A 24,675-nucleotide genomic window follows, 5' to 3' on the forward strand; every position below is an offset into this window, starting at 1 on the left:
TAATAGTTCAAATTTAAATTTCTAAATACTTATTCTATAAAAATCATATTTAGGATGGGACAGTTTTATTTGCATTTCAGCCAATTAAATAATTATTAAATTTTTTAAAGGAGTTAATTTGTAATGCCAGCTCTTTGCAAACTAGCATTACAAATAATACTATTACTTAACTACAAATACAATAGTCATAAATGAAGCCGCGGTAGCATTATTTATGATATTATATGTTAATACTCCATTTGCATTTATTGATACATTAGAAAATACGTTTGTATCATAGTATGTGATGTAGTAATACAAATCTGTTGGACCTGGTACATTTGGTATTTCACTAGGTGCAGCGGTACTGCGGACTAGAGTAGGGTTGCTTGTTCCTGAAAATTGCCCTAAATATTCTGTATGTAAATTTTTGGTGAAAGTTCCATTTACAGAAGTATCAAAAATAATTGGAGGCATATAGAAGAACTTCGGCATTGCCGCATTTACTTGTCTTAATGTACCATCAGATTCCGCAACTACTAATTTATCTGAGGTAGTACCAGGTTGTAAACCAGCTAAAGCTAATGTGTTTGTGGCATCGGTAGTAACGGTAGTTGGTTTAATAAGGTTACCACCTAATTGTACAGCATCTGCCGTTGAATCTACATTTAAACCGTTATTAGCATTAACGTCAAGTGCATTGGTAGTACTGTTTTTAACTAACCCCACACCAGCAACATCATTGTTTAACTTAACCGCAGTAACGTTTGTATTAGCAAGATCGTCAGTTTTAACTTCACCATCAATTATCTTAGCTGAATTTACCGCGTTGTCTGCAAGTTTTATGGTTGAAATCCCACCATCGGCAACTTTTATATTTGAATCTACCAGGGTAGCACCCGTTCCATCTGTTACAGTTATAGAAGCATCTGCAGCTGTTAGGTCTTTTGCGTCAATAACACTGTTAACTAAATTTCCTAAATCTATTGTTTGTGTTACGCCCAAAGAGTTCACATAAACCAAATTTTGGGTAGTAGTATTGTACGATAAATCAGTTGCGTTTAATGTTAACGTAGTTGCATTGCCGGCAGCATCTGTGTATGTTAATACGTTGGTTACAGCATTGTACGCAACAGCGCCTTCGTTCAAGTTAAGATTATACGGAATACCTGTTTCATCGGTATAGGTAAGTGTGTTAGTAGAATCATTATAGGCAAGCACTGTTAACGACTCAAGATTCTTAACAATATCTGTTAGATCTAATTGAGTAGTTGCTCCATCTTCATCTATATAATCAATATGCGTATTGTCGGTATTTAAAGCGATTGAAGTAAGCGTTTCAAGGTTTGAAACATCGATAGTGGTCGTAACATTGTCCTCATCGGTGTATGTAAATGTTCCGTTACCGTTATCAACGATTGTGGTGAGTGTCTCGAAATTATCGATCACCGTTTCCAAATCAATGCTGGTCAGAATGCCATCTTCATCCGTGTATTCCAACGTTTTTCCGTCCACATTCAATGCCAGAACGGTTAATGTTTCAAGGTTTGAGACATCGATGGTGGTCGTAACATTGTCTTCATCGGTATAGGTGAAAGTGCCGTTTCCGTTATCAACGATTGTGGTAAGTGTCTCGAAATTATCGATTACCGTTTCAAGGTCGATGCTGGTCAGAATGCCGTCTTCATCCGTGTATTCAAATGTTTTTCCGTCAACATTCAGCGCTAAAACAGTCAAAGTTTCTAGGTTTGAGACATCGATAGTGGTCGTAACATTGTCCTCATCGGTGTATGTAAATGTTCCGTTACCGTTATCAACGATTGTGGTGAGTGTCTCGAAATTATCGATCACCGTTTCCAAATCAATGCTGGTCAGAATGCCATCTTCATCCGTGTATTCCAACGTTTTTCCGTCCACATTCAATGCCAGAACGGTTAATGTTTCAAGGTTTGAGACATCGATTGTGGTCGTAACATTGTCCTCATCGGTGTAGGTAAAAGTGCCATTTCCATTATCAACGATTGTGGTCAATGTTTCAAAATTATCGATCACCGTTTCAAGGTCGATGCTTGTAACCACTCCATCTTCATCCGTGTATTCTAAAGTTTTTCCGTCCACATTCAATGCCAAAACAGTCAAAGTTTCTAGGTTTGAAACATCGATGGTTGTTGTAACATTGTCCTCATCGGTGTAGGTAAAGGTGCCGTTTCCATTGTCAACAATCGTGGTCAATGTTTCAAAATTGTCGATCACCGTTTCCAAATCGATGCTGGTCAGAACTCCGTCCTCATCAGTGTATTCCAGTGTTTTTCCGTCAGCATTCAACGCAAGAACGGTTAAAGTTTCAAGGTTTGAAACATCAATGGTGGTCGTAACGTTGTCTTCATCGGTGTATGTAAATGTTCCATTTCCGTTATCGACGATTGTAGTCAATGTTTCAAAATTATCAATTACCGTTTCCAAATCGATGCTGGTCAGAACTCCGTCCTCATCAGTATATTCCAGTGTTTTTCCGTCAACGTTTAATGCCAAAACGGTTAAAGTTTCAAGGTTTGAAACATCGATGGTTGTAGTAACATTGTCTTCATCAGTGTAGGTGAAGGTGCCGTTGCCGTTATCGACGATTGTAGTCAATGTTTCGAAATTATCGATAACCGTTTCCAAATCGATGCTGGTCAGGATTCCGTCTTCATCAGTATATTCCAGTGTTTTTCCGTCAGCATTCAACGCAAGAACGGTTAATGTCTCGAGGTTTGAAACATCGATGGTGGTCGTAACGTTGTCCTCATCGGTGTAGGTGAAGGTGCCGTTTCCGTTATCAACGATTGTAGTAAGTGTTTCGAAATTATCAATTACCGTTTCCAAATCGATGCTGGTCAGAACTCCGTCCTCATCAGTATATTCCAGTGTTTTTCCGTCAACGTTTAATGCCAAAACGGTTAAAGTTTCAAGGTTTGAAACATCGATGGTGGTCGTAACGTTGTCTTCATCGGTGTAGGTAAAGGTGCCGTTTCCATTGTCAACAATCGTGGTCAATGTTTCAAAATTGTCGATCACCGTTTCCAGGTCGATGCTGGTCAGGACTCCGTCTTCATCAGTATATTGTAATGTTTTTCCATCCACATTCAATGCCAAAACGGTTAAAGTTTCAAGGTTAGAAACGTCAATGGTTGTCGTAACATTGTCCTCATCGGTATAGGTAAAGGTGCCGTTTCCGTTATCAACGATCGTGGTAAGTGTTTCAAAATTATCGATCACCGTTTCAAGGTCGATGCTGGTAAGAACGCCATCCTCGTCTGTGTATTCCAATGTTTTTCCGTCAGCGTTTAAGGCTAGGGTAGTGAGTGTTTCAAGGTTAGAAACATCGATGGTTGTAGTAACATTGTCTTCATCAGTGTAGGTGAAGGTGCCGTTTCCATTGTCAACAATCGTGGTCAATGTTTCGAAATTATCGATAACCGTTTCCAAATCGATGCTGGTCAGGATTCCGTCTTCATCCGTGTATTCCAACGTTTTTCCGTCAGCATTCAATGCCAGAATGGTTAAAGTTTCAAGGTTTGAAACATCGATGGTGGTTGTAACATTGTCCTCATCGGTGTAGGTAAAGGTGCCGTTTCCATTGTCAACAATCGTGGTCAATGTTTCGAAATTATCGATAACCGTTTCCAAATCGATGCTGGTCAGAACTCCGTCCTCATCAGTATATTCCAACGTTTTTCCATCAGCGTTTAAGGCTAGGGTAGTGAGTGTTTCAAGGTTAGAAACATCGATGGTGGTCGTAACATTGTCCTCATCAGTGTAGGTAAAAGTGCCGTTTCCGTTATCGACAATCGTGGTAAGTGTTTCGAAATTATCGATAACCGTTTCCAGGTCGATGCTGGTCAGAACTCCGTCCTCATCAGTATATTCCAATGTTTTTCCGTCAGCATTCAATGCCAAAACGGTTAAAGTTTCAAGGTTAGAAACATCGATGGTTGTCGTAACATTGTCCTCATCGGTGTAGGTAAATGTGCCATTTCCATTATCTACGATCGTGGTCAATGTTTCAAAATTATCGATCACCGTTTCAAGGTCGATGCTGGTCAGAACTCCGTCTTCATCCGTGTATTCCAACGTTTTTCCGTCAGCATTCAATGCCAGAATGGTTAAAGTTTCAAGGTTTGAAATATCAATGGTGGTCGTAACATTGTCTTCATCGGTGTAGGTGAAGGTGCCGTTTCCGTTGTCGACGATGGTGGTGAGGGTCTCGAAATTATCAATTACCGTTTCCAAATCGATGCTGGTCAGAACTCCGTCCTCATCAGTATATTCCAATGTTTTTCCGTCCACATTCAATGCCAAAACGGTTAAAGTTTCAAGGTTTGAGACATCGATGGTTGTAGTAACATTGTCTTCATCGGTGTAGGTGAAGGTGCCGTTTCCGTTGTCGACGATGGTGGTGAGGGTCTCGAAATTATCGATCACCGTTTCAAGGTCGATGCTTGTAACCACGCCATCTTCATCTGTGTATTCCAATGTTTTTCCATCCACATTCAATGCCAAAACGGTTAAAGTTTCAAGGTTAGAAACGTCAATGGTTGTAGTAACATTGTCTTCATCGGTATAGGTAAAGGTGCCGTTTCCGTTATCAACGATCGAGGTGAGTGTTTCAAAATTATCGATTACCGTTTCAAGGTCGATGCTGGTCAGAACTCCGTCTTCATCCGTGTATTCCAACGTTTTTCCGTCAGCATTCAATGCCAGAATGGTTAAAGTTTCAAGGTTTGAAACATCGATGGTTGTAGTAACATTGTCTTCATCGGTGTAGGTAAATGTGCCGTTTCCGTTGTCGACGATGGTGGTGAGGGTCTCGAAATTATCGATCACCGTTTCAAGGTCGATGCTTGTAACCACGCCATCTTCATCTGTGTATTCCAATGTTTTTCCGTCAACATTCAGCGCTAAAACAGTCAAAGTTTCTAGGTTTGAGACATCGATAGTGGTCGTAACATTGTCCTCATCGGTGTAGGTAAAGGTGCCGTTTCCATTGTCAACAATCGTGGTGAGTGTTTCAAAATTGTCGATCACCGTTTCCAAATCGATGCTGGTCAGAACTCCGTCTTCATCAGTATATTCCAGTGTTTTTCCGTCAGCATTCAACGCAAGAACGGTTAAAGTTTCAAGGTTTGAAACATCGATGGTGGTCGTAACATTGTCCTCATCGGTGTAGGTAAATGTGCCATTTCCGTTATCGACGATTGTAGTCAATGTTTCAAAATTATCAATCACCGTTTCAAGGTCGATGCTGGTCAGGATTCCGTCCTCATCTGTGTATTCCAATGTTTTTCCGTCAGCATTCAACGCAAGAACGGTTAATGTTTCAAGGTTTGAAACATCGATGGTGGTCGTAACATTGTCCTCATCGGTGTAGGTAAATGTGCCATTTCCATTATCTACGATCGTGGTCAATGTTTCAAAATTATCGATCACCGTTTCAAGGTCGATGCTGGTCAGAACTCCGTCTTCATCCGTGTATTCCAATGTTTTTCCGTCCACATTTAGTGCCAGAACGGTTAAAGTTTCAAGGTTAGAAACATCGATGGTTGTCGTAACATTGTCCTCATCGGTATAGGTAAATGTGCCGTTTCCGTTATCAACGATCGTGGTAAGTGTTTCAAAATTATCGATTACAGTTTCAAGGTCAATGCTTGTAACCACGCCGTCTTCGTCTGTGTATTCTAGAGTTTTTCCGTCAGCATTTAGTGCCAGAACGGTTAAAGTCTCAAGGTTTGAGACATCGATGGTGGTCGTAACATTGTCCTCATCGGTGTAGGTAAATGTGCCGTTTCCGTTATCAACGATCGAGGTGAGTGTTTCAAAATTATCGATTACAGTTTCCAGGTCGATGCTGGTCAGAACTCCGTCCTCATCAGTATATTCCAATGTTTTTCCGTCAGCATTCAATGCCAAAACGGTTAAAGTTTCAAGGTTAGAAACATCGATGGTTGTCGTAACATTGTCCTCATCGGTGTAGGTAAATGTGCCGTTTCCGTTATCAACGATCGTGGTAAGTGTTTCAAAATTATCGATTACAGTTTCAAGGTCAATGCTTGTAACCACGCCGTCTTCGTCTGTGTATTCTAGAGTTTTTCCGTCAGCATTCAACGCAAGAACGGTTAATGTCTCGAGGTTTGAAACATCGATGGTGGTCGTAACATTGTCCTCATCGGTGTATGTAAAAGTGCCATTTCCGTTATCGACGATCGTGGTCAATGTTTCAAAATTATCAATCACCGTTTCAAGGTCGATGCTGGTCAGGATTCCGTCCTCATCTGTGTATTCCAATGTTTTTCCGTCAGCATTCAACGCAAGAACGGTTAAAGTTTCAAGGTTTGAGACATCGATGGTTGTAGTAACATTGTCTTCATCGGTATAGGTAAAGGTGCCGTTGCCGTTATCGACGATCGTGGTCAATGTTTCAAAATTATCGATCACCGTTTCAAGGTCGATGCTGGTCAGAACTCCGTCTTCATCCGTGTATTCCAATGTTTTTCCATCAGCGTTTAAGGCTAGGGTAGTGAGTGTTTCAAGGTTAGAAACATCGATGGTGGTCGTAACATTGTCCTCATCGGTGTAGGTAAAAGTGCCGTTTCCGTTATCGACAATCGTGGTAAGTGTTTCGAAATTATCGATAACCGTTTCCAGGTCGATGCTGGTCAGAACTCCGTCCTCATCAGTATATTCCAATGTTTTTCCGTCAGCATTCAATGCCAAAACGGTTAAAGTTTCAAGGTTAGAAACATCGATGGTTGTCGTAACATTGTCCTCATCGGTATAGGTGAAGGTTCCGTTGCCATTGTCAACAATCGTGGTAAGTGTTTCAAAATTATCAATAACCGTTTCAAGGTCGATGCTGGTCAGAACTCCGTCCTCATCAGTATATTCCAACGTTTTTCCGTCCACATTTAAGGCCAGAACGGTTAATGTTTCAAGGTTTGAAACATCAATGGTGGTCGTAACATTGTCCTCATCGGTGTAGGTGAAGGTGCCGTTTCCGTTATCAACGATTGTGGTGAGTGTCTCGAAATTATCGATCACGGCTCCAAGGTCGATACTTGTTACGATACCGTCCTCATCGGTGTACTCAAGTGTTCTTCCGTCGGCGTTCAGTGCTAAATAGGTAAGGGTTTCAAGGTTTGAAATATCAATGGTCGTAGTACCGCCGTCTTCATCTGTGTAGGTGAACGTGCCATTGTTGTTATCGACGATTGTAGTCAATGTCTCGAAATTATCGATCACGGCTCCAAGGTCGATACTTGTTACGATACCGTCCTCATCGGTGTACTCAAGTGTTCTTCCGTCGGCGTTCAGTGCTAAATAGGTAAGGGTTTCAAGGTTTGAAATATCAATAGTTGTAGTACCGCCATCTTCATCGGTGTAGGTGAACGTGCCATTGTTATTATCGACGATTGTGGTCAATGTTTCAAAAGCTTGGATCACGGCTCCAAGGTCAATACTTGTAACAATTCCGTCCTCATCGGTGTACTCAAGTGTTCTTCCGTCAGGGTTCAGTGCTAAATAGGTAAGGGTTTCAAGGTTTGAAATATCAATAGTTGTAGTACCGCCATCCTCATCTGTGTAGGTGAACGAGCCATTGTTGTTATCGACGATTGTGGTTAAGGTCTCGAAATTATCGATCACGGCTCCAAGGTCAATACTTGTAACGATACCGTCCTCATCGGTGTACTCCAGCGTGTGTCCATCGGCATTGAGACCCAGATAAGTAAGGGTTTCCAAATCTGAGATATCAATAATAATAATATCTCCGTTTTGATCAAAGTAATAAAAGTTATTATTTACAACATCCCAGAAAACTATGTAGTCGGGTAAGTCGTTTTCAGTTAAAAGTCTGTGCCATTTATTCTGATACCAATAATAGTATCCCGGCGAAAGTGTCGCGTTTGTACTAGTATTATAAACCAGTAAGCTTTGCAGATTCCCCGCCGTAATGGTGGTTTGGTCCGTAATGCCGGTTAACGAAATTTGAGGTATAAGTATACCTCTATTAGAAGATTTAATTTCTAACTGCGTGGATGGATTAGGCATATCTGTGCCGATACCAACTTGAGCGAAAAGAAAATTACCACTGATAAATATCAGTAGGAGTAGTAATTTTTTCATATGAATAAGATTTGGGGTGTAAGAACGTGGCAAAATGCATACAAATCTAAAATTTATATTTGCATCTACCAAATAAAATGTTAAAATAGAGAAGATTACCCTCTAATAATTTTGTACTATAACAAATTATTTATATAGGAATTTTCATACACTATGACAAAAATCTAGAATTGTACAAAATTTAATTATTTATAAAAAAACAATAAACTTCCCTGCCAAGCATATTGAAAATCAGACTAATAGAAACAGTAATTGACCTACACGGTCAAAATTTTAACCTTCAAATAGTATATCTTATCTTAGTAACATATATGTTTAGAAAAAAGTCAATTAAAAGAATAAAAAAATTTTATTAAAATATTGATTTGTAGGAATTAACTTATCGGACCCCACTATCTTTTATAGAAATATTAGAAAAAATAAACTGCTAAAATGTTGCTTTTTTATCAAAATCCACGTTTGGGCTTTTAAAATTTCAGCATTTTTGGAAACTCCGGAAGCCTGAAACAAAATCGGTTGATATCTACTGAAAAAATCTATTTAATGTATCTTGCGGCCTATTTAAAAGTGAAATTATGAAAGAGAATAAAATAAAAAATTACATTGGCAACGTTTTAAAAAATATGCCGATGGATTGGATTAATTTAACCACACATCGATTAGATATTTACGAGGAACAATTGGCCAAAAAACAATTTCTTACGGAATTTGAAGCCTTATTTAACAACAATAATTTTGATAACAAAGCACTAAGTAAATTACCCACGGCCTATGATTATATACGGTTGGGACATCCATTGTCTTCGGTTCTTGAATGGGGAATCGCTCACTTAAACAATCTTAATCCGGATAATGTTATCAGTTTTTCGTCCAAAACAATTCCTGTATTTGCAGTTCTAAGAAAAAATTTGCTAACAAATAAAAATACCCAAATTTTATATAAAGAGAGCCTACCCTTGGCCTTTGATGCTGAAATTTTACAGCGTGTTTACGGCTATAAATTCACTTTAAAAAAAATAGATTGCATAGAAGATTTTACCGAAGCGGACAACAATAAATTTGACGGGAGTGTAATTTATATTTCAGAGAATGATCAAGTAGGGAAGGTCAATTTACATTCGAATATTGATTTTTATATTAATCATTATAAGGATCTTGGGAGTTTCTTAATTGTAAATGGGAATCAGAATGAAAGCTACATTTCAGAAATTCAACATGTTCGCAGAAGGGAAACTATTGCTATGACGCCTGCAAATTCGCTTTCCGCTTTAAACTTGCTGGTTGAAAATAATTTAAATGAAAATAGATTAGAGAATAATAATCACGAAGCTCTTGACGCAAACAAAAATAGCGTTATAAATTCTATTAGAGAGATAACTGGTTCGCATACAAAAGTGCAAGTTGCCTCGAGTGGTTTATCTATGCAATACGCTATAATGATGGGTTTAATTCACGATGCGTTGGAAAATCACAAAGGAAAGGAAATCAAATTTATAGTTCCTCCCAATTGCTATGGCGGTACCAACGATCAGGCAAGACGTGTGGCCGCAAGTATTGATAATGTTGAAGTAGTAGATTTGCTTGTTGATGGAGAAAATGAAATGGTTAGTAGTATAGACCAGATTTTAGATAAAATAGCCAGGCAAGATGCCGTACCTTATATAATTGCCGAAATACCCACAAATCCGAGGGTAGAAGTCCCAAATCTTGAGAATTTACTGGCTGTTTTGAGTGCAGATCGAAAGACGAGCGAAGGCAAAAAAGCCGTAGCTCCCGTTTTTATTTTAGACCAAACATTTTGTCCGAATGTTCACTTTTTAGGTGAAGGGGAAATATTATCAACAGTAAAAACCATTGCATACGTTAGTGGATCAAAATTTCCGAGTGGCGGAAGATGTACTGCTGGTTACTGCGTAGGAAATAAGGAAACAGAGGCTCTGATAGATAAAATTGAATTGCATCTACATCTTTGTGACAATGAAGCTACTGAACTTCAATATAAAATATTGGCAAACCAACTGCCTTCAATGAACCAACGTATAGCAGCTGCCTATAAGAACACACGCGAATTTGTAAACTATATTCACAAAACTTTGCCAGAAGCTAAAATCAATTTTGTTTCGGATGCTTTGGCCGCACGAGGGTTTACCCCTTCGGTATTTTCATTAGACCTTCCTACAAAAGGCAGTACAGCCGACGAGAGAGAAGCGTATAAAAGATCGTTAAATCTGAAATTAATAAATTTAATGATTACAGAAATCGCTCACGAATGTAAATTTTGTGTTAGCTACGGACAATTAAAAGGCAGTTATTGGACTATTCCTGCAACCTCAACGCAGGGAACTACCAAAGAAGGCGATAAAGACTATATTGTGCGAGTTTCAATTTCTCCTACCTTAGATCTCGAACTTCATAAAAAGGTTTTTGCAAAATTTGTTGAAAGTATTTAATAGTTGGGAGGTAATAAGAACCTCCCAATTTTTTCTTTAGATTTAAAAAATTTTTAACCATCAGCAATATTAAAATATGAAATCTTATACTATCAATGAAATAAACAATTTTCTTACAGGAGAATTAATAGGAAATACAGACCAACTAATTGTTGGTCCGGAAGAATTAAAAAAGGCAAATAAAAGTCAGATTACATTTATTGGTAGCACCAAATACGCTAAATTTTGGGAAGAATCAAAAGCTTGCGCGGCTCTTGTAAATCAAGATTTAAATATTGAACCCGGTGACGGTCGTGCTATTATAAAAGTTAAAAATGTAGATTTGGCCATGGCGAAAATTTTAGAGCTGTTTAATCCACCAGCGCCTGTGTTCATTACTGAAATACACCCCTCGGCCGTAATTCACGAAACAGCAGAAATTGGAGAGGGTTGTAAAATTGGTGCCAACTGCTATATTGGAAAAGATGTTACATTAGGTAACGATGTAATTTTATATCCAAACGTCTGCGTGTTTGATGAAACCGTAATTGGCGACAAAACAATTGTTTGGTCGGGTACAATAATAAGGGAGCGCTGTATTATTGGTAGTAATTGTATTTTTCATACCAATGTTAGTATTGGCGCCGATGGATTTGGTTTTAGACCGAGTGACGACGGGAGAGGCTTGGTAAAAATTCCACAGATAGGAAATGTTATCATAGGTCATTATGTAGAAATTGGAGCCAATTCATGTGTAGATAGAGCAAAATTTAGCTCCACAATTATTGGCGATGGTTGTAAAATAGATAATCTTGTCCAGATAGCACATAACAGCGTTATGGGCCGTTTTTGTATAATGGCAGGGCACAGCGGTCTTGCGGGTTCTGTAACTTTAGGCGATGGTGTAATGATTGGCGGCAGCGCTTCTATTAAAGATCATACCAGCATTAATTCTGGCGCCACTGTTGGTGCCGGTTCGGGAGTAATGAATGATGTAGCAGCAGGAAAAACCGTTTTGGGATATCCCGCTCAAGATGCTCGAGATATGTTAAGGGAGTGGGCATCAATTAGGAAAATTGTTAAGAACAAATAAATTTTTTAAACATAAGCCGCCAAATTAGTGTGCTGTTTCAGAACTTTTATAAAAATCCTTATATTTTGTGCTACGACATAAAAGCAAGTTTAGAATCACAGTTAAAACGAGCTAAAAGGAAAGGCGACGCACCTGCTATTGAAGAAATTTTAGAAAAGCTAGTGCCGCTCACAGATTTACCGCTTTTTCACGTATCCGGATTTAGTCATCCCGAACTATTTATTTATACTAACGAATCTCCTGAATTTCCTACCGTGGCCACTTGGGGTCTAGTGCCCCATTGGGTTAAAAGTGAGGCGGATATAAAAAAACAATGGAACAACACTCTAAACGCCAGGGGAGAAACTATATTTAAAAAACCGTCATTTCGAACGTCTGCTGTAAATAATCGCTGCTTAATTTATGTAGATGGTTTTTATGAGCACCATCATTTTAAAGGCAATACCTATCCTTTTTATATTTTTAGGAAAGACAAGCAACCCATGGCGCTTGCTGGATTGTGGAGCGAGTGGCGTAACCCAGATACGGGTGGAATTTTAAAATCGTTTTCAATTGTTACAACGAGCGGAAACGCGCTGCTGTCAAAAATTCACAATAACCCAAAATTAAAAGCTTCAAGAATGCCTGTAATTCTTCCCACCGAATTGGAGGATAATTGGTTAAAACCCATAAATGACGAACTTGATATAAAAGAAATTCAAAATTTAATACTGGAATATCCAGATGATGAATTGGACGCACATACTGTTTCGAAATTACGAGGAAAAGAATATCAGGGCAACGTAAAATCAATTTCAGATAAAGTTAACTATAGCGAACTTAAATTCTGAAAAGCTATAATAAACTTAAAAACCAACTCAATTATTGTATAGGTAAGCAGTTGTCTAGAAGCTTCTTCGCTGTGATAAATTAAACGATAGGTTTACAAATTAAGCTATCCATCCATTTCGCGCCGCGCCTTTGCTGTAAAAGTATTCAAATACAGCAAGCGCAATTACAATTAATGGCATCGTTAGCGATTGTGGCCCCAGTACGGATACAATATCCATGGCAAACGTCCAATAAAGCTGAATTATCAATACTGCAAGTAATGAAATACCAAATAATGCAACCGCTATTTTCTTTCGCATTAAGAGAAAAACACTTGCCAATAGGCCTGTAATAACTGCAATTCCATAGATAACAATATTCCATGATGGGGCGGCATTCATTAATTCCACTTGTTCAGGTGGCATTGCCGCTTTCATTTCTTCCGTCATTAAAAAATATTCTGAAGCCCAAAAGTAAACTCCCATTATATTCCATAAAATTGCCAATACGGCAATTATCCAAAAGGCCGTATTCGGTTTAGTTGTTGTATTCATAGTAATTTGGTTTAGGTTGTTGCAATAAATATAATCATTTTTTAATTTGAAACTATTCGCAGTTAAAAAACAGCTTGCTTTTTTCTTTAAGTACATACACATATCTTTACCTCGCTAAAACGTAATTATGAACCCAACTATTCCTAAATCGGCATTTAATTTTTTACTTAAATTAAAAAGTAACAATAATCGCGATTGGATGGCGGCGCATAAAAAGGAATACTTGAGTAATGAAAAGGCTTTAAAAAGTGTTTATGCCGAAATTGAAAACAGATTAAACCGTACAGATGAAATAGCCAAAATTAAAATTTTCCGCATAAACCGCGATATTCGCTTTAGCAACGATAAAACACCATACAATGTACACCGAAGTGTTAGTTTTAGCAGGGCAGGAGCACAACGTCGCGGTGGGTATTACTTACGCTTGGAACCTGGAAACAGTTATTTGGCTGGTGGCTTTTTTGCTCCCAATACCGAAGACTTGTTTCGTATCCGAAAAGAGTTTGAACTGGATAGTTTGGAAATTCGAAAAATTTTAAACCAAAAGGATTTCAAAATTGCTTTTGAAGGATTTAATAAAAATAATGCAGTAAAAACAGCACCACGGGGGTTTAATAAGGATGACGCTAATATAGATTTAATTAAACTTAAAAAGTTTGTCGTAACGCACCACTTTTCAGATTCTGAAGTATTGGCTTCTGACTTTATAGAAAATGTAATTTATCACTATCAACTTCTTCGACAGTTTTTTGATTATATGAGTGATGTTTTAACAACTGATTTAAACGGGGTGTCAGTGCTTAAATAGGGTCCGTACATATTCTTCAAAACAAAAAAAGAGCCCTCACAAGGAAAGCTCTTTTCTATAGAATTATATGGGTAAGATTATTTCAATCTAAAAGTAACTCTACGCACTAATTGTCTAGCAGGTGAAGATGATTTATCTACGGTAGTATCTTCGCCACCGCCTCGATAGCTTAATCTACTTTCTGCAACGCCGGAAGCAATTAATATTTCATATACGCGTTTTGCTCTATTTTCCGAAAGTGCTTGGTTATAATCTGGAGATCCTATTTCATCTGCATAACCTATAAGTTCAGCATTTGCAGAAGGATGATCTTTCATATATTTAATTAAATAGTTAATAGCTTCCAAAGAATAGGTTTCGGGCTTATCGCTATTAAATTTGAAGTAAACATTTACATAACCTTTGTTCAGTAATTCTTCAATGGTTCCGCGATCATCAGAAATGGTGCTACCAATTTTAACGTATCTAGCATCTAACGGACTTTCAAGTTCATCTGGAATACCATTTTCATTTTTGTCCACAGCTACACCTTTGCTATCTACCGTAACACCTGAAATAGTGTTTGGCTCACGGTCTAAATAATCTGGAACACCATCTTGATCTGTATCTATAAGATCGGTTTCTATTTTCGAAATTCTTTCTTCGTGGTCTGCAAGTCTATCTTCAATAATGCTTGCTTCGGTAGCCCAATCTGCGTGTTTGTCATGTTTACCTAAGTAGAAAGTGAGTCCAACAGAAAAATTAACCATCATTCCATCAAATCCTCGAATTCTAGTAGTAGTTGTACCGTCCCAAGTATAATCTTGACGAACGTTACCAATCATAGATACATCGGTTGTTAAAGCAACCCGATCTCCAAGTTTTATTTGTGGTGATAATCCGATAATAGCATGCAACATTTGATCGTTGCCGTCACGGTCTATCGGTTCCTTTGGACTCAATAATGAATACCCTATACCCCCGTGGGCTAAAAGGCCTATTCTGTTTGTCCAATTTTCAAAATTTAATACAGAACCTACATTGGCGACACCCTGTAAGGAAACTCTATAATAATTTGTTTTAAAAGGAAGGCTATTATCACTTTCTTGAAGTGTACTATAGCCAAAATCTAATTTTAGACCCGCGCGATTGTTAAACATATAACGTGCGCCTAAGCTAAATTGCCCAAAACTAGGTGTGTCCGTGCCATAATTTGCTGCAAACGGTTTGCCCGGTTTGTGTAACCCACCTGCTAGTTCAACAGACCATTTGTTATATTCAAATGATTGCTCTTCTTGGGCGTAAAGAAAAAGCGCGGAAAATAGTAATAACGGAAAGATTAATTTTTTCATGATTGTTATTTTATTGGTCAGAATTCAAAACAAATTTAATGAAAAATATACCAGTGTAGCCTTCAATTTTTAAAACATTTAACATAGCTGTTAAATTGAAGTTATTTTTAATCTATTATTCCTGCTCAATTAAAAGGCTGATTTTATCAAAATAAAGTAAGTTATCCTTAAGCCGCTCTTTTACAATATTCATCATGCGCTTATTTAATGCGGACGAATTTTGTATATAGCAATCAAATTCTTCTAACGTAAATTGCCCAATAACGATACCTTTTAGCGAATTTCTAAATTTCATATCCTTATGGATTGCATTTTCAATGTAATCGAGTTTCTTTTCAACGCTTAAGCCATAAAAAACATTTTTGTGTTTAGTTACATAGTTTTTAAATGCAGCCAATAATAAAGGGTGTTGTAGTTTTATAACAGGACGTAATGTTTTGTTCTGAAAACTTTCGTCGGAAGACATATTTGAAGTTATTTTAGCCGAGGCAATATCGCTGCGCATTTTTAAAAGTTGATTATCTCTTGATTCCATAATGTGGTTTTTACTAAAATTATAATTAATCTGGCTTCCTTTTTCACTTATGCCAATTAGTTATAAACGTTCTTTCAACAATGCGTGGAATGTTGCTATCTTTGATACATTAAAGGCCCGCGCTTTACCAGCTCTAACTTTAAGTAACATCTTCAAAATAAATAAATTGATGAAAATATTTTCCGCGGCACAATTAAGCCAAGCAGATAAAATAACTATTGAAAAACAAGATATAACTTCGGAAGCCTTAATGGAGCGTGCTGGAGAACAGGTATTTAACTGGTTACACACACACTTGGATGGTGCGCCTGTTACTATTCGAATTTTTTGTGGAATTGGCAATAATGGTGGGGATGGATTAGTAATTGGCAGGTTATTGATTGAGCACGGTTATAAGGTTGTAGTGTATGTTGTGAATTTTAGCGATAAACGCTCAAAGAACTTCTTGTTGAATTACAACAAAATTAAAAATGTTACAAAAGATTGGCCTATACTAATGACAAGCCAAGCCGATTTTCCAGAGATAAGCGACGAAGATATGATTGTTGATGCAATTTTTGGAATTGGATTGAATCGCAGCCCCGAAGGTTGGGTAAGAAAATTGATTCAATATTTAAATGCAAACCAAGCATTTAAGCTATCAGTAGATATTCCAAGCGGTCTTTATGCTAATTTACCTCTAAAAGATAAGGAAGCCGTATTGAAAGCAGATCACACTCTTACATTTCAAACAGCTAAATTATGTTTCTTTTTGCCGGAAACAGCGCCCTTTGTCTCTAATTTTAATATTTTGGAGATTGGTTTAGATTTAGATTTTATAAAAAACACGGAACCTATAGCACAATTAATATCGAAACCTGAAGCGCAAGCTTTTTATCAGCCACGAAATAAATTTGATCATAAAGGTACATTTGGCCACGTGTTGATAGTAGGTGGAAGCTACGGAAAAATTGGCGCCGCGGTGCTTTCCACTAGTGCAGCATTTAAGATTGGTGCAGGAATGGTTACTGCTTTTGTGCCAGAATGTGGTTATTCCATTTTACAATCCACAATTCCGGAAGCAATGGTAATTACAGATAAGGAAGAAAAATTTATAAGTAATATTGAAACAGACTTTAAACCTTCGGCCATCGCAATTGGAATGGGCCTCGGAAAAAATAAAGCCACAGTTGCAGCCTTAAAAAAAGTATTGCAGCTGAAAGACATACCTTTTGTTATAGATGCCGATGCTTTAAATATTATTTCGGAAAATAAATCGCTGTTAGATTTTCTTCCGTCCAATTCTATATTAACACCGCATCCCGGAGAGCTAAAACGACTGATTGGTACTTGGAAAAATGATTATGACAAACTAAAAAAGGCAAAAAAGTTTTCAGAAAAACATCAAGTGGTCCTAATAATCAAAGGTGCATATACCATAACAGTTTACGAAAACAAACTGTATATAAATACTTCTGGAAACCCAGGTATGGGAACGGCGGGTAGCGGCGATGCATTGAGCGGAGTTATTGCAGGCTTGCTTTCGCAAGGATACGATCCTTTGTTGGCTTCGGTATTTGGAGTATATATGCACGGCAGTGCTGGCGATATTGCCACCGGGCAATTGGGGTTTGAGGCGGTAATGGCTGGCGATATAGTTGAAAATATTTCAGAGGCATACTTGGAGCTATTTTCAAGAGAAGAGGCTCATGAGCAATCACAATAGTAAAAAAATTAGCCACAGTTTTAAAACAAAAAATATTGCTTTGAAAAACTGTGGCTTACATTTTTTCTAAAATGATGATGTTATAACAATAGATCTAACAATACTTTTAAATTTGGATCTGAAGGTCTGGGAGCATCTGCAGAAACTATATTTCCTTCTGGATCTACCAGTATAAAACGAGGGATTCCCATAATTGCGTAGTCATCAACAAATGCGGATTTCCAGTTGTTGTCTGCCATTAGCTGAATTCCGCCCAATTGTTTTTCGGTTACCATAGATTTCCATTTGTCGTAGTCTTTCGCCTCGTCTATGGAAATACTTACAACCTGCACGTTTTTATTTTCGTATTCCTTTTCAAATTCCTTCAATGCAGGAATTTCACGTAAACAAGGTCCGCACCAAGTGGCCCATACATCTATATATACATATTTTCCTTTTAAACTTTCTAAGCTCGTTGTTCCTCCTTTGTGGTTTTCATAATTAAATGTAGGGGAGGGCCTACCCTTGGTAATGGTTTTTAATTTATTATAGCGCTCGGTAAGCTTTGCCAAGTTTTCTGAATTAGGCTCGCTATTTTTGTAAATACTATAAGCTTCGTCCAACGTTTCATCGGGCTTTAGCCCAAATTGTAAGTACGAACTCATAATTTTGTCCTTAGCATAACCATTTGGTAAATCCTCATCTACTTTTTTCAAAAATAATATGTTTTCCGAAGTAGCTGAGCTAATTGTATCTTCACGCACCAATCTATTAAAATGCGCATCGAGTAAACTTTGATACGCTGTAGAATTGCGATAGGCTAAAGTATCTTTATAATTAATGTTTTTTAGCGCGTCGTAAAAGCCATCTGTAACTTTAAAATTGGCTTCCCCAGTGTAAAAGCCGTGTGCTTTTTCATAATTTTCAATTAAAATAGCACGGGAATATATATCCTCTTCCGATAGTTTTTTCTTAAAATTTTCGTTGGAAACTTTTTTAACCTCATAAATGCTATCAATACTTTTTTGATTCGCGCTCAATGCTTTTTTGAAATCGTCTTCGGGCAGAGAGAATATTTCTTTGTAATCTAAATTTTGTTCATTCCAAAGATATTTTGCAGCTAAAAAATTATTGATATTTGCCATATCGCCTGAGTAATTTAGCGTTTCGTCAAATTCGTTGGCATCAAGAGTAACCGAAAGATTTTTCCCTTTTTCCAAATAAATACTAGTGCGTTCTCGGCCTACATACATTTCATAAAAACCATCTTTTAAAATATGCAGTGTATCTAAAAAGGTTCCCTTTTCGCTGATTGGGGTTCTAAATTCGAAATCGTTACCACGTATAAAAACGGTTTCGCCTGTGTTATTTTCAACCGTCCCGCTAATAACGGAATATTGGGGCTTTTCATCCTGCTTGCAAGCAATTGCAACAAGCACCAAAAGAGCCAAGCTTATTTTTTTCATAAAACTATTTTTTAAATTCGAAATGTAAAATTACATATTGAAATTACATTTATAATCATTATAAACCGTTTATTTTACCACAATATAGTGGTGAAAGTTTGCACTTATTAACGGCATTAGAAACTAAGATTGGTGGTATAGCAATAATAAAAACAGTATTTTTGTAAAAAATGCACCTACTTAATGAAAACACATTATATAAGCTCAGAAATTCTTGATCTTTCCCTAATCAAAGATATTATTGAAAACCACAGACCTCTTGGTCTTTCAGAAGAGGCCCAGCTAAATATAAAAAAGTCTCGTGAATATCTTATTCATAAAATGAAAGATAATGCTACCCCCGTGTATGGCATTAATACTGGGTTTGGATCTTTGTGCAATGTAAAGATATCGTCAGAAAACCTTTCGAAATTACAGGAAAATCTAGTGATGTCCCACGCTTGTGGCACTGGCGAATTTGTGCCGAAACCCATCATAAAAATAATGCTTTTGTTAAAAATTCAATCGCTGAGTTATGGTTATAGTGGTGTGCAGATTGAAACCGTTGAACGCCTTATAGAGCTATATAATAACGATATTTTGCCCGTAGTATATTCGCAAGGAAGTTTGGGTGCTTCTGGCGATTTAGCACCATTAGCGCATTTATCGTTGCCGCTGCTTGGAAAAGGTGAAGTGTATTACGGTGGCGAACGTTTGGCTTCAGAAAAAGTTCTTAAAAAATTTAATTGGGAACCCATAAATTTACAGGCAAAAGAAGGCCTTGCGCTTTTAAATGGAACGCAATTTATGAGCGCTTTCGGTATTTATTGTCTTTTAAAGAGTTATAAAATTTCGTACTTGGCAGATTTAATTGGTGCTATATCAGTAGATGCCTTCGATTGCAATATGAGTCCTTTTAATGCTTTGGTACATTTAGTGCGCCCGCATAGGGGGCAGATTAAAACTGCCGAACAGCTATTAACATTTTTAGAGGGCAGTGAATTGGGGCTTTCGGAAAAGAAAAATGTACAAGATCCGTATTCTTTCCGTTGCATTCCGCAAGTTCATGGAGCTACAAAAGACACGATAAGTTTTGTTCATAAAACATTTAAGACCGAAATTAATTCGGTTACAGATAATCCCAATATTTTTGTCAAGGAAGATCTTATTATTTCCGGAGGTAACTTTCATGGGCAGCCACTAGCACTTGCACTAGACTATTTAGCGATTGCAATGGCAGAATTGGGAAATATTTCTGAAAGAAGAACGTATCAATTGGTTTCGGGATTGCGTGATTTGCCAGCTTTTCTAGTTGATAATCCTGGTTTAAACAGCGGTTTTATGATTCCACAATATACGGCAGCGAGCATTGTTAGTCAAAATAAACAATTGGCTACCCCTGCTTCGGTAGATTCCATTGTTTCATCTAACGGACAAGAAGACCACGTAAGTATGGGGGCAAATAGTGCTACAAAATGCTTGCGGGTAATTGAAAATATTGAAACTATACTCGCGATTGAATTGATGAATGCATCGCAAGCCCTAGCGTTTAGAGCGCCCAAAAAATCATCTCCGTTTATTGAATCGTTTTTAAAACCCTACCGATCCATAGTTCCATTTATGGCTAACGACAGAGTATTGGCAGATGATATACACGCTACCGATGCATTTATACAATCTTTAAATGTTGATGCAGAAATTCTTTTTAATTAATATTTAAATTGTGACCCATGAAGATCTACGAAATGAAATCTGTATTTATACTTCTTTTGGTCTTGCTTTTTTCATTTCCAGCCATTGGGCAAGATTATAAACCTATTTTAGACCATAGAAACGAATGGCATTTTACCACCTGCAATTTTGGTTGTTATACGGATAAATACTATACCGATGGCGACACTTTGGTGAATGGAATGATGTATAAAATACTGGACGGATATCATTTTATTTCGCGCACCTTTTTATTGCGGGAAGATTTGGCTGAAAAAAAACTCTACTTTTTAAAAATTCGACCCAGTGGTGGGGTTGAAGAATATCTGTTATACGACTTTACGCTACAGGTGGGCGACAGTATTAATATGCTAAACCCGATAACTCCATTTCCGCAAGACGGAGGCTATTTTAAGCTGGACTCAATTGTTCCGAGACCTTTGGTGGATGGACAAAATTATGATCACTTCTATTTTTCGCCTACACCCTCGAATACGATAAGTTCTGAAAACGCAATTTGGGTTGAAGGTGCTGGCTCGCTTTCATTAATTAATGCACCTGGTGGTTTTCCAGATTTAAATGAAGTTGGCGCATTGAGTTGTTATTTTAAAAACAGAGATGTTTTTTACGCCAATTTAGATTCTATAGACGACTGTACGCCAGTTTTTATGGATATTAAGAAAAATAATCTGGAAGAAGTAGTGTTAACTACCCCAAATAACAGCAAATCCTGCATGCTGCACAATGCTACAAACGTTACGCAAATTGTAATTTACGATATAAACGGCAAGAAACTTAAAACCATAGACCATAATTTTAAGAAGAATATTTTAGTAGATATGGCAAGTTATAGTCCGGGAAGTTATTTTATTTTAGCTCAAGGAATAGGGGGATCTGCTAAAACCTTCAGAATACTTAACAAGTAAAAAAAATTAATTTGATGAGTGTTTTGTTATAATGCTCTCAACCCATTTTTTAGCTAATTCTAATTCGGAAAAATGTTCAAACGGTATCTTCATAAAAATTTTCTCCAGTTCTACATTACTTTTTTTAATATCCGGATTAGACACAATAGCGAAAGCCACTAGGTTTTCAATTTTAGAAGTTTGTAAATACACCAAAGGGTTTACAGCGTAACTATTAATGCGGTTTGTTATATACCCAAAAGGCTTGTCTTTAAAATATTTTTGAGCAATATTAATTAAATGGGTATTATATTCGGGTTTTACAGTAATTCCCTCATTCATATATACCACAAGATAGTTTGGAAAAACATGGGCTTTACCAAAAAATAATCGTATTTCTTCTATCATCGATTAATAGTTTACACTTTCTAAGTTAAGCTTTTTTATTGACTTATAAAAGAAGATTTTAGTTAGAGCTTTTAATAAATAAAAAATTCCCCAATAAATAATTGGAGAATTTTTTATAAAATCTAAGTTGAAATTATATTAAGTCTCTGTAGTTTTCTTCTGTTTCTTAATTTTAATGGTAAGCTCATTGGCTTTTTCATCAAGGTCCATTAAAATCGTGTCGCCTTCGTGCAAACTGCTATTAATTATCTCTTCAGCTAAAGCATCTTCAATATATTTTTGAATAGCTCTATTTAACGGACGTGCGCCATATTGCTTATCAAACCCTTTGTCGGCTATAAAATCTTTGGCTTTTTCGGTAAGCGTAAGATCGTAGCCCAATCCTGAAATGCGGATATATAATTTATCCAATTCAATATCAATAATTTTATGAATATCATCTCTTTCCAAAGCATTAAAGACCATTACATCATCTATACGGTTTAGGAACTCCGGAGCAAATGTTTTCTTTAAAGCATTTTCTATTACGCTCTTTGTATGGGCATCTTCTTGGCTCTTTTTAGCAGAAGTGCCAAAACCTACTCCTTGACCAAAATCCTTTATTTGTCTGGCGCCTATGTTGGATGTCATAATAATGATTGTATTTCTAAAATCAATTTTCCTTCCAAGACTATCGGTTAAATATCCATCGTCCAATACTTGAAGAAGCATATTAAAAACATCTGGATGTGCTTTCTCAATTTCATCTAAAAGTAGTACGGCATATGGTTTTCTTCGTATTTTTTCGGTTAATTGGCCACCTTCTTCATATCCTACGTAACCTGGAGGTGCTCCTACTAATCGTGAGATGGAAAATTTTTCCATATATTCACTCATATCAATTCTTACCAATGCCGAATCTGAATCAAATAGCTCTCGTGCCAATACTTTTGCAAGTTGTGTTTTACCAACTCCCGTTTGTCCTAAGAAAATAAACGATCCAATTGGTTTATTCGGGTCCTTTAATCCGGCTCGGTTACGTTGAATAGCCTTTACAACTTTGGCAACTGCTTCATCTTGCCCAATTACCTTTCCTTTAATTCTGTCGGGTAGGGCAGCGAGTTTGGTACTTTCGGTTTGTGCAATTCTACTTACTGGAACACCGGTCATCATAGAAACTACTTCGGCAACATTTTCTTCCGAAACGGTTTCCTTGTGTAGTTTAGAATCTGCCTCCCATTGTTCTTGCTGTGTAGCTAGTTCTTTTTCAAGATTTTTTTCATCATCCCGAAGCTTAGCTGCTTCTTCGTACTTCTGTTTTTTAACTACCGTATTTTTAAGTTCGCGTACTTCTTCCAATTCTTTTTCAAGTTGAAGAATTTTCTCGGGCACATGAATATTCGTTATATGTACGCGAGACCCCGCTTCGTCTAAAGCATCAATGGCTTTATCGGGAAGAAAACGCTCAGTCATATACCTATTTGTTAAATTAACGCAGGCCTCAATTGCTTCTTCGGTATAGCTAACATTGTGGTGCGACTCGTATTTATCTTTTATATTTTGAAGAATTTCAATTGTTTCTTCAACCGTGGTTGGTTCTACCAAAACCTTTTGAAAACGTCGTTCGAGGGCACCGTCCTTTTCAATATATTGACGGTATTCGTCTAAAGTGGTTGCGCCAATGCATTGAATTTCCCCTCTTGCCAAAGCGGGCTTAAACATATTTGAAGCATCCAACGATCCCGTGGCGCCACCGGCACCAACAATTGTATGAATTTCATCAATAAAAAGAATAATATCGTCATTCTTTTCAAGTTCGTTCATAACTGCTTTCATTCGTTCTTCAAATTGGCCACGATATTTGGTGCCGGCCACAAGGCTGGCCAAATCTAAAGTAACCACTCTTTTATCGTAAAGAATTCTAGAAACTTTTCGTTGAATAATGCGAAGTGCCAAACCTTCGGCAATAGCCGATTTACCAACGCCAGGCTCACCAATTAACAATGGGTTGTTTTTCTTTCTTCGGCTTAAAATCTGTGAAACACGTTGTATTTCGTTTTCACGGCCCACCACCGGATCGAGTTTTCCTTCTTCGGCCATTGCCGTAAGATCTCTTCCAAAGTTGTCTAAAACAGGCGTTTTAGACTTTTTATTGGTTTTTCCGGTAGTGCCAGAAAATAAGTTTTCTTTGCCGGCGTCTTCGGCTGAAGTATCGTCGTCGTTTGGAAAAGCATCTGCGCTTGGACTTTCAATATAGTCGTCATCGTTTGTAATCATAAGCTTAAATTGATCTTTTACAGCATCATAATCTACCTTCATTTTATTCAACAATTTGGTAGTAGGGTCATTTTCATTCCTTAAAATACACAACAAAAGATGTGCAGTGTTAATAGAATTACTCTGAAAAAGCTTAGCTTCTAAAAAAGTGGTTTTTAATGCCCTTTCCGCTTGGCGGGTAAGGTGCAGATTTTTTTTATCGTTTGCGTTTGTAGTTACGCCGGGATTGGCCGGGCTCAGTATTTCTACTTTTCTTCGCAAATGGTTTAGGTCTATTGCCAGTGCATTTAAAATGGTTACCGCTTTGCCGCTGCCATCTCTTAAAAGGCCTAGCATTAAATGCTCAGTGCCAATAAAGTCGTGGCCTAAGCGCAGCGCTTCCTCTTTGCTGTAGGCTATTACATCTTTTACTCTTGGGGAAAAATTATCATCCATATTTTAAATCCTCTCTTCTGTTTGGTACTAAATTAACCAAAATAGGACAAAAACTGTTCCTATTTAAAATGATTTTAGTAAAAGGACAAAATATATCCTGTAACTCAAAGCACATTCAACGATACTTATTAAC

At 37.3% G+C, this 24,675-nt stretch carries 14 protein-coding genes; 7 read left to right on the top strand and 7 right to left on the bottom strand.

Features of this window, described 5'->3' with window-relative positions; all coding sequences use genetic code 11:
* Positions 1 to 162: 162 nt before the first annotated feature.
* Positions 163 to 8,139 carry a beta strand repeat-containing protein gene (locus QCQ61_RS12065; RefSeq protein WP_279447899.1) on the bottom strand — a complete coding sequence of 2,659 codons (7,977 nt, stop codon included), beginning with the start codon at positions 8,137 to 8,139 and terminating at the stop codon, positions 163 to 165.
* Between the two features lie 575 nt (positions 8,140 to 8,714).
* Here QCQ61_RS12065 and QCQ61_RS12070 point away from each other — a divergent pair.
* The 3 genes from QCQ61_RS12070 to QCQ61_RS12080 all read left to right on the top strand — a co-directional run bounded on the left by QCQ61_RS12070 (position 8,715) and on the right by QCQ61_RS12080 (position 12,491).
* On the top strand, positions 8,715 to 10,589 hold the full coding sequence (locus QCQ61_RS12070; protein ID WP_279447901.1) for a PLP-dependent aminotransferase family protein: 1,875 nt from the start codon (positions 8,715 to 8,717) through the stop codon (positions 10,587 to 10,589).
* A gap of 76 nt (positions 10,590 to 10,665) precedes the next feature.
* The gene (gene lpxD / locus QCQ61_RS12075; RefSeq protein ID WP_279447902.1) at positions 10,666 to 11,661 is read left to right on the top strand and encodes a UDP-3-O-(3-hydroxymyristoyl)glucosamine N-acyltransferase; all 996 of its coding nucleotides are present in this window, start codon (positions 10,666 to 10,668) and stop codon (positions 11,659 to 11,661) included.
* Positions 11,662 to 11,726: 65 nt separating this feature from the next.
* Positions 11,727 to 12,491, top strand: coding sequence for an SOS response-associated peptidase (locus QCQ61_RS12080; protein WP_279447903.1), 765 nt, complete (start codon positions 11,727 to 11,729; stop codon positions 12,489 to 12,491).
* A 99-nt stretch (positions 12,492 to 12,590) separates the two neighbouring features.
* On the opposite strand, the gene QCQ61_RS12085 is transcribed toward QCQ61_RS12080, so the two are convergent.
* On the bottom strand, positions 12,591 to 13,025 hold the full coding sequence (locus QCQ61_RS12085; RefSeq protein ID WP_279447904.1) for a hypothetical protein: 435 nt from the start codon (positions 13,023 to 13,025) through the stop codon (positions 12,591 to 12,593).
* A 127-nt stretch (positions 13,026 to 13,152) separates the two neighbouring features.
* Between QCQ61_RS12085 and QCQ61_RS12090 the strand changes: the two genes are divergently transcribed.
* On the top strand, positions 13,153 to 13,833 hold the full coding sequence (locus QCQ61_RS12090; protein ID WP_279447905.1) for a DUF2461 domain-containing protein: 681 nt from the start codon (positions 13,153 to 13,155) through the stop codon (positions 13,831 to 13,833).
* Positions 13,834 to 13,910: 77 nt separating this feature from the next.
* Here the strand turns inward: QCQ61_RS12090 and QCQ61_RS12095 are convergent, their stop codons facing one another.
* Both QCQ61_RS12095 and QCQ61_RS12100 read right to left on the bottom strand, forming a co-directional pair.
* Positions 13,911 to 15,164 (bottom strand): OmpA family protein, encoded by a 1,254-nt coding sequence (locus tag QCQ61_RS12095; protein WP_279447906.1) that lies wholly within the window; start codon positions 15,162 to 15,164, stop codon positions 13,911 to 13,913.
* Between the two features lie 115 nt (positions 15,165 to 15,279).
* Positions 15,280 to 15,699, bottom strand: a complete 420-nt coding sequence (locus QCQ61_RS12100; protein ID WP_279447907.1) for a glyoxalase — start codon at positions 15,697 to 15,699, stop codon at positions 15,280 to 15,282.
* A 169-nt stretch (positions 15,700 to 15,868) separates the two neighbouring features.
* Here QCQ61_RS12100 and QCQ61_RS12105 point away from each other — a divergent pair, with 169 nt between their 5' ends.
* A complete protein-coding gene (locus QCQ61_RS12105; RefSeq protein WP_279447908.1) occupies positions 15,869 to 17,404 on the top strand; it encodes an NAD(P)H-hydrate dehydratase in 1,536 nt (511 codons plus the stop codon).
* A gap of 80 nt (positions 17,405 to 17,484) precedes the next feature.
* Here the strand turns inward: QCQ61_RS12105 and QCQ61_RS12110 are convergent, their stop codons facing one another.
* Positions 17,485 to 18,849 carry a TlpA family protein disulfide reductase gene (locus tag QCQ61_RS12110; RefSeq protein ID WP_279447909.1) on the bottom strand — a complete coding sequence of 455 codons (1,365 nt, stop codon included), beginning with the start codon at positions 18,847 to 18,849 and terminating at the stop codon, positions 17,485 to 17,487.
* 183 nt (positions 18,850 to 19,032) lie between these two features.
* On the opposite strand from QCQ61_RS12110, the gene hutH reads away from it, so the two are divergent.
* Both hutH and QCQ61_RS12120 read left to right on the top strand, forming a co-directional pair.
* Positions 19,033 to 20,541, top strand: a complete 1,509-nt coding sequence (hutH, locus tag QCQ61_RS12115) for a histidine ammonia-lyase (protein WP_279447910.1) — start codon at positions 19,033 to 19,035, stop codon at positions 20,539 to 20,541.
* A gap of 17 nt (positions 20,542 to 20,558) precedes the next feature.
* On the top strand, positions 20,559 to 21,464 hold the full coding sequence (locus tag QCQ61_RS12120; protein WP_279447911.1) for a T9SS type A sorting domain-containing protein: 906 nt from the start codon (positions 20,559 to 20,561) through the stop codon (positions 21,462 to 21,464).
* Between the two features lie 6 nt (positions 21,465 to 21,470).
* Here QCQ61_RS12120 and QCQ61_RS12125 read toward each other — a convergent pair whose 3' ends face one another.
* Entirely contained in the window at positions 21,471 to 21,851 is a 381-nt protein-coding gene (locus QCQ61_RS12125) for a hypothetical protein (protein WP_279447912.1), read from the bottom strand.
* 138 nt (positions 21,852 to 21,989) lie between these two features.
* Complete coding sequence (locus QCQ61_RS12130; RefSeq protein WP_279447913.1) at positions 21,990 to 24,542, bottom strand: ATP-dependent Clp protease ATP-binding subunit; 2,553 nt, start codon at positions 24,540 to 24,542, stop codon at positions 21,990 to 21,992.
* Positions 24,543 to 24,675 lie beyond the last annotated feature (133 nt).

Origin of the sequence: Aequorivita marisscotiae (genome assembly GCF_029814825.1) — a bacterium.
GTDB lineage: Bacteria > Bacteroidota > Bacteroidia > Flavobacteriales > Flavobacteriaceae > Aequorivita > Aequorivita marisscotiae.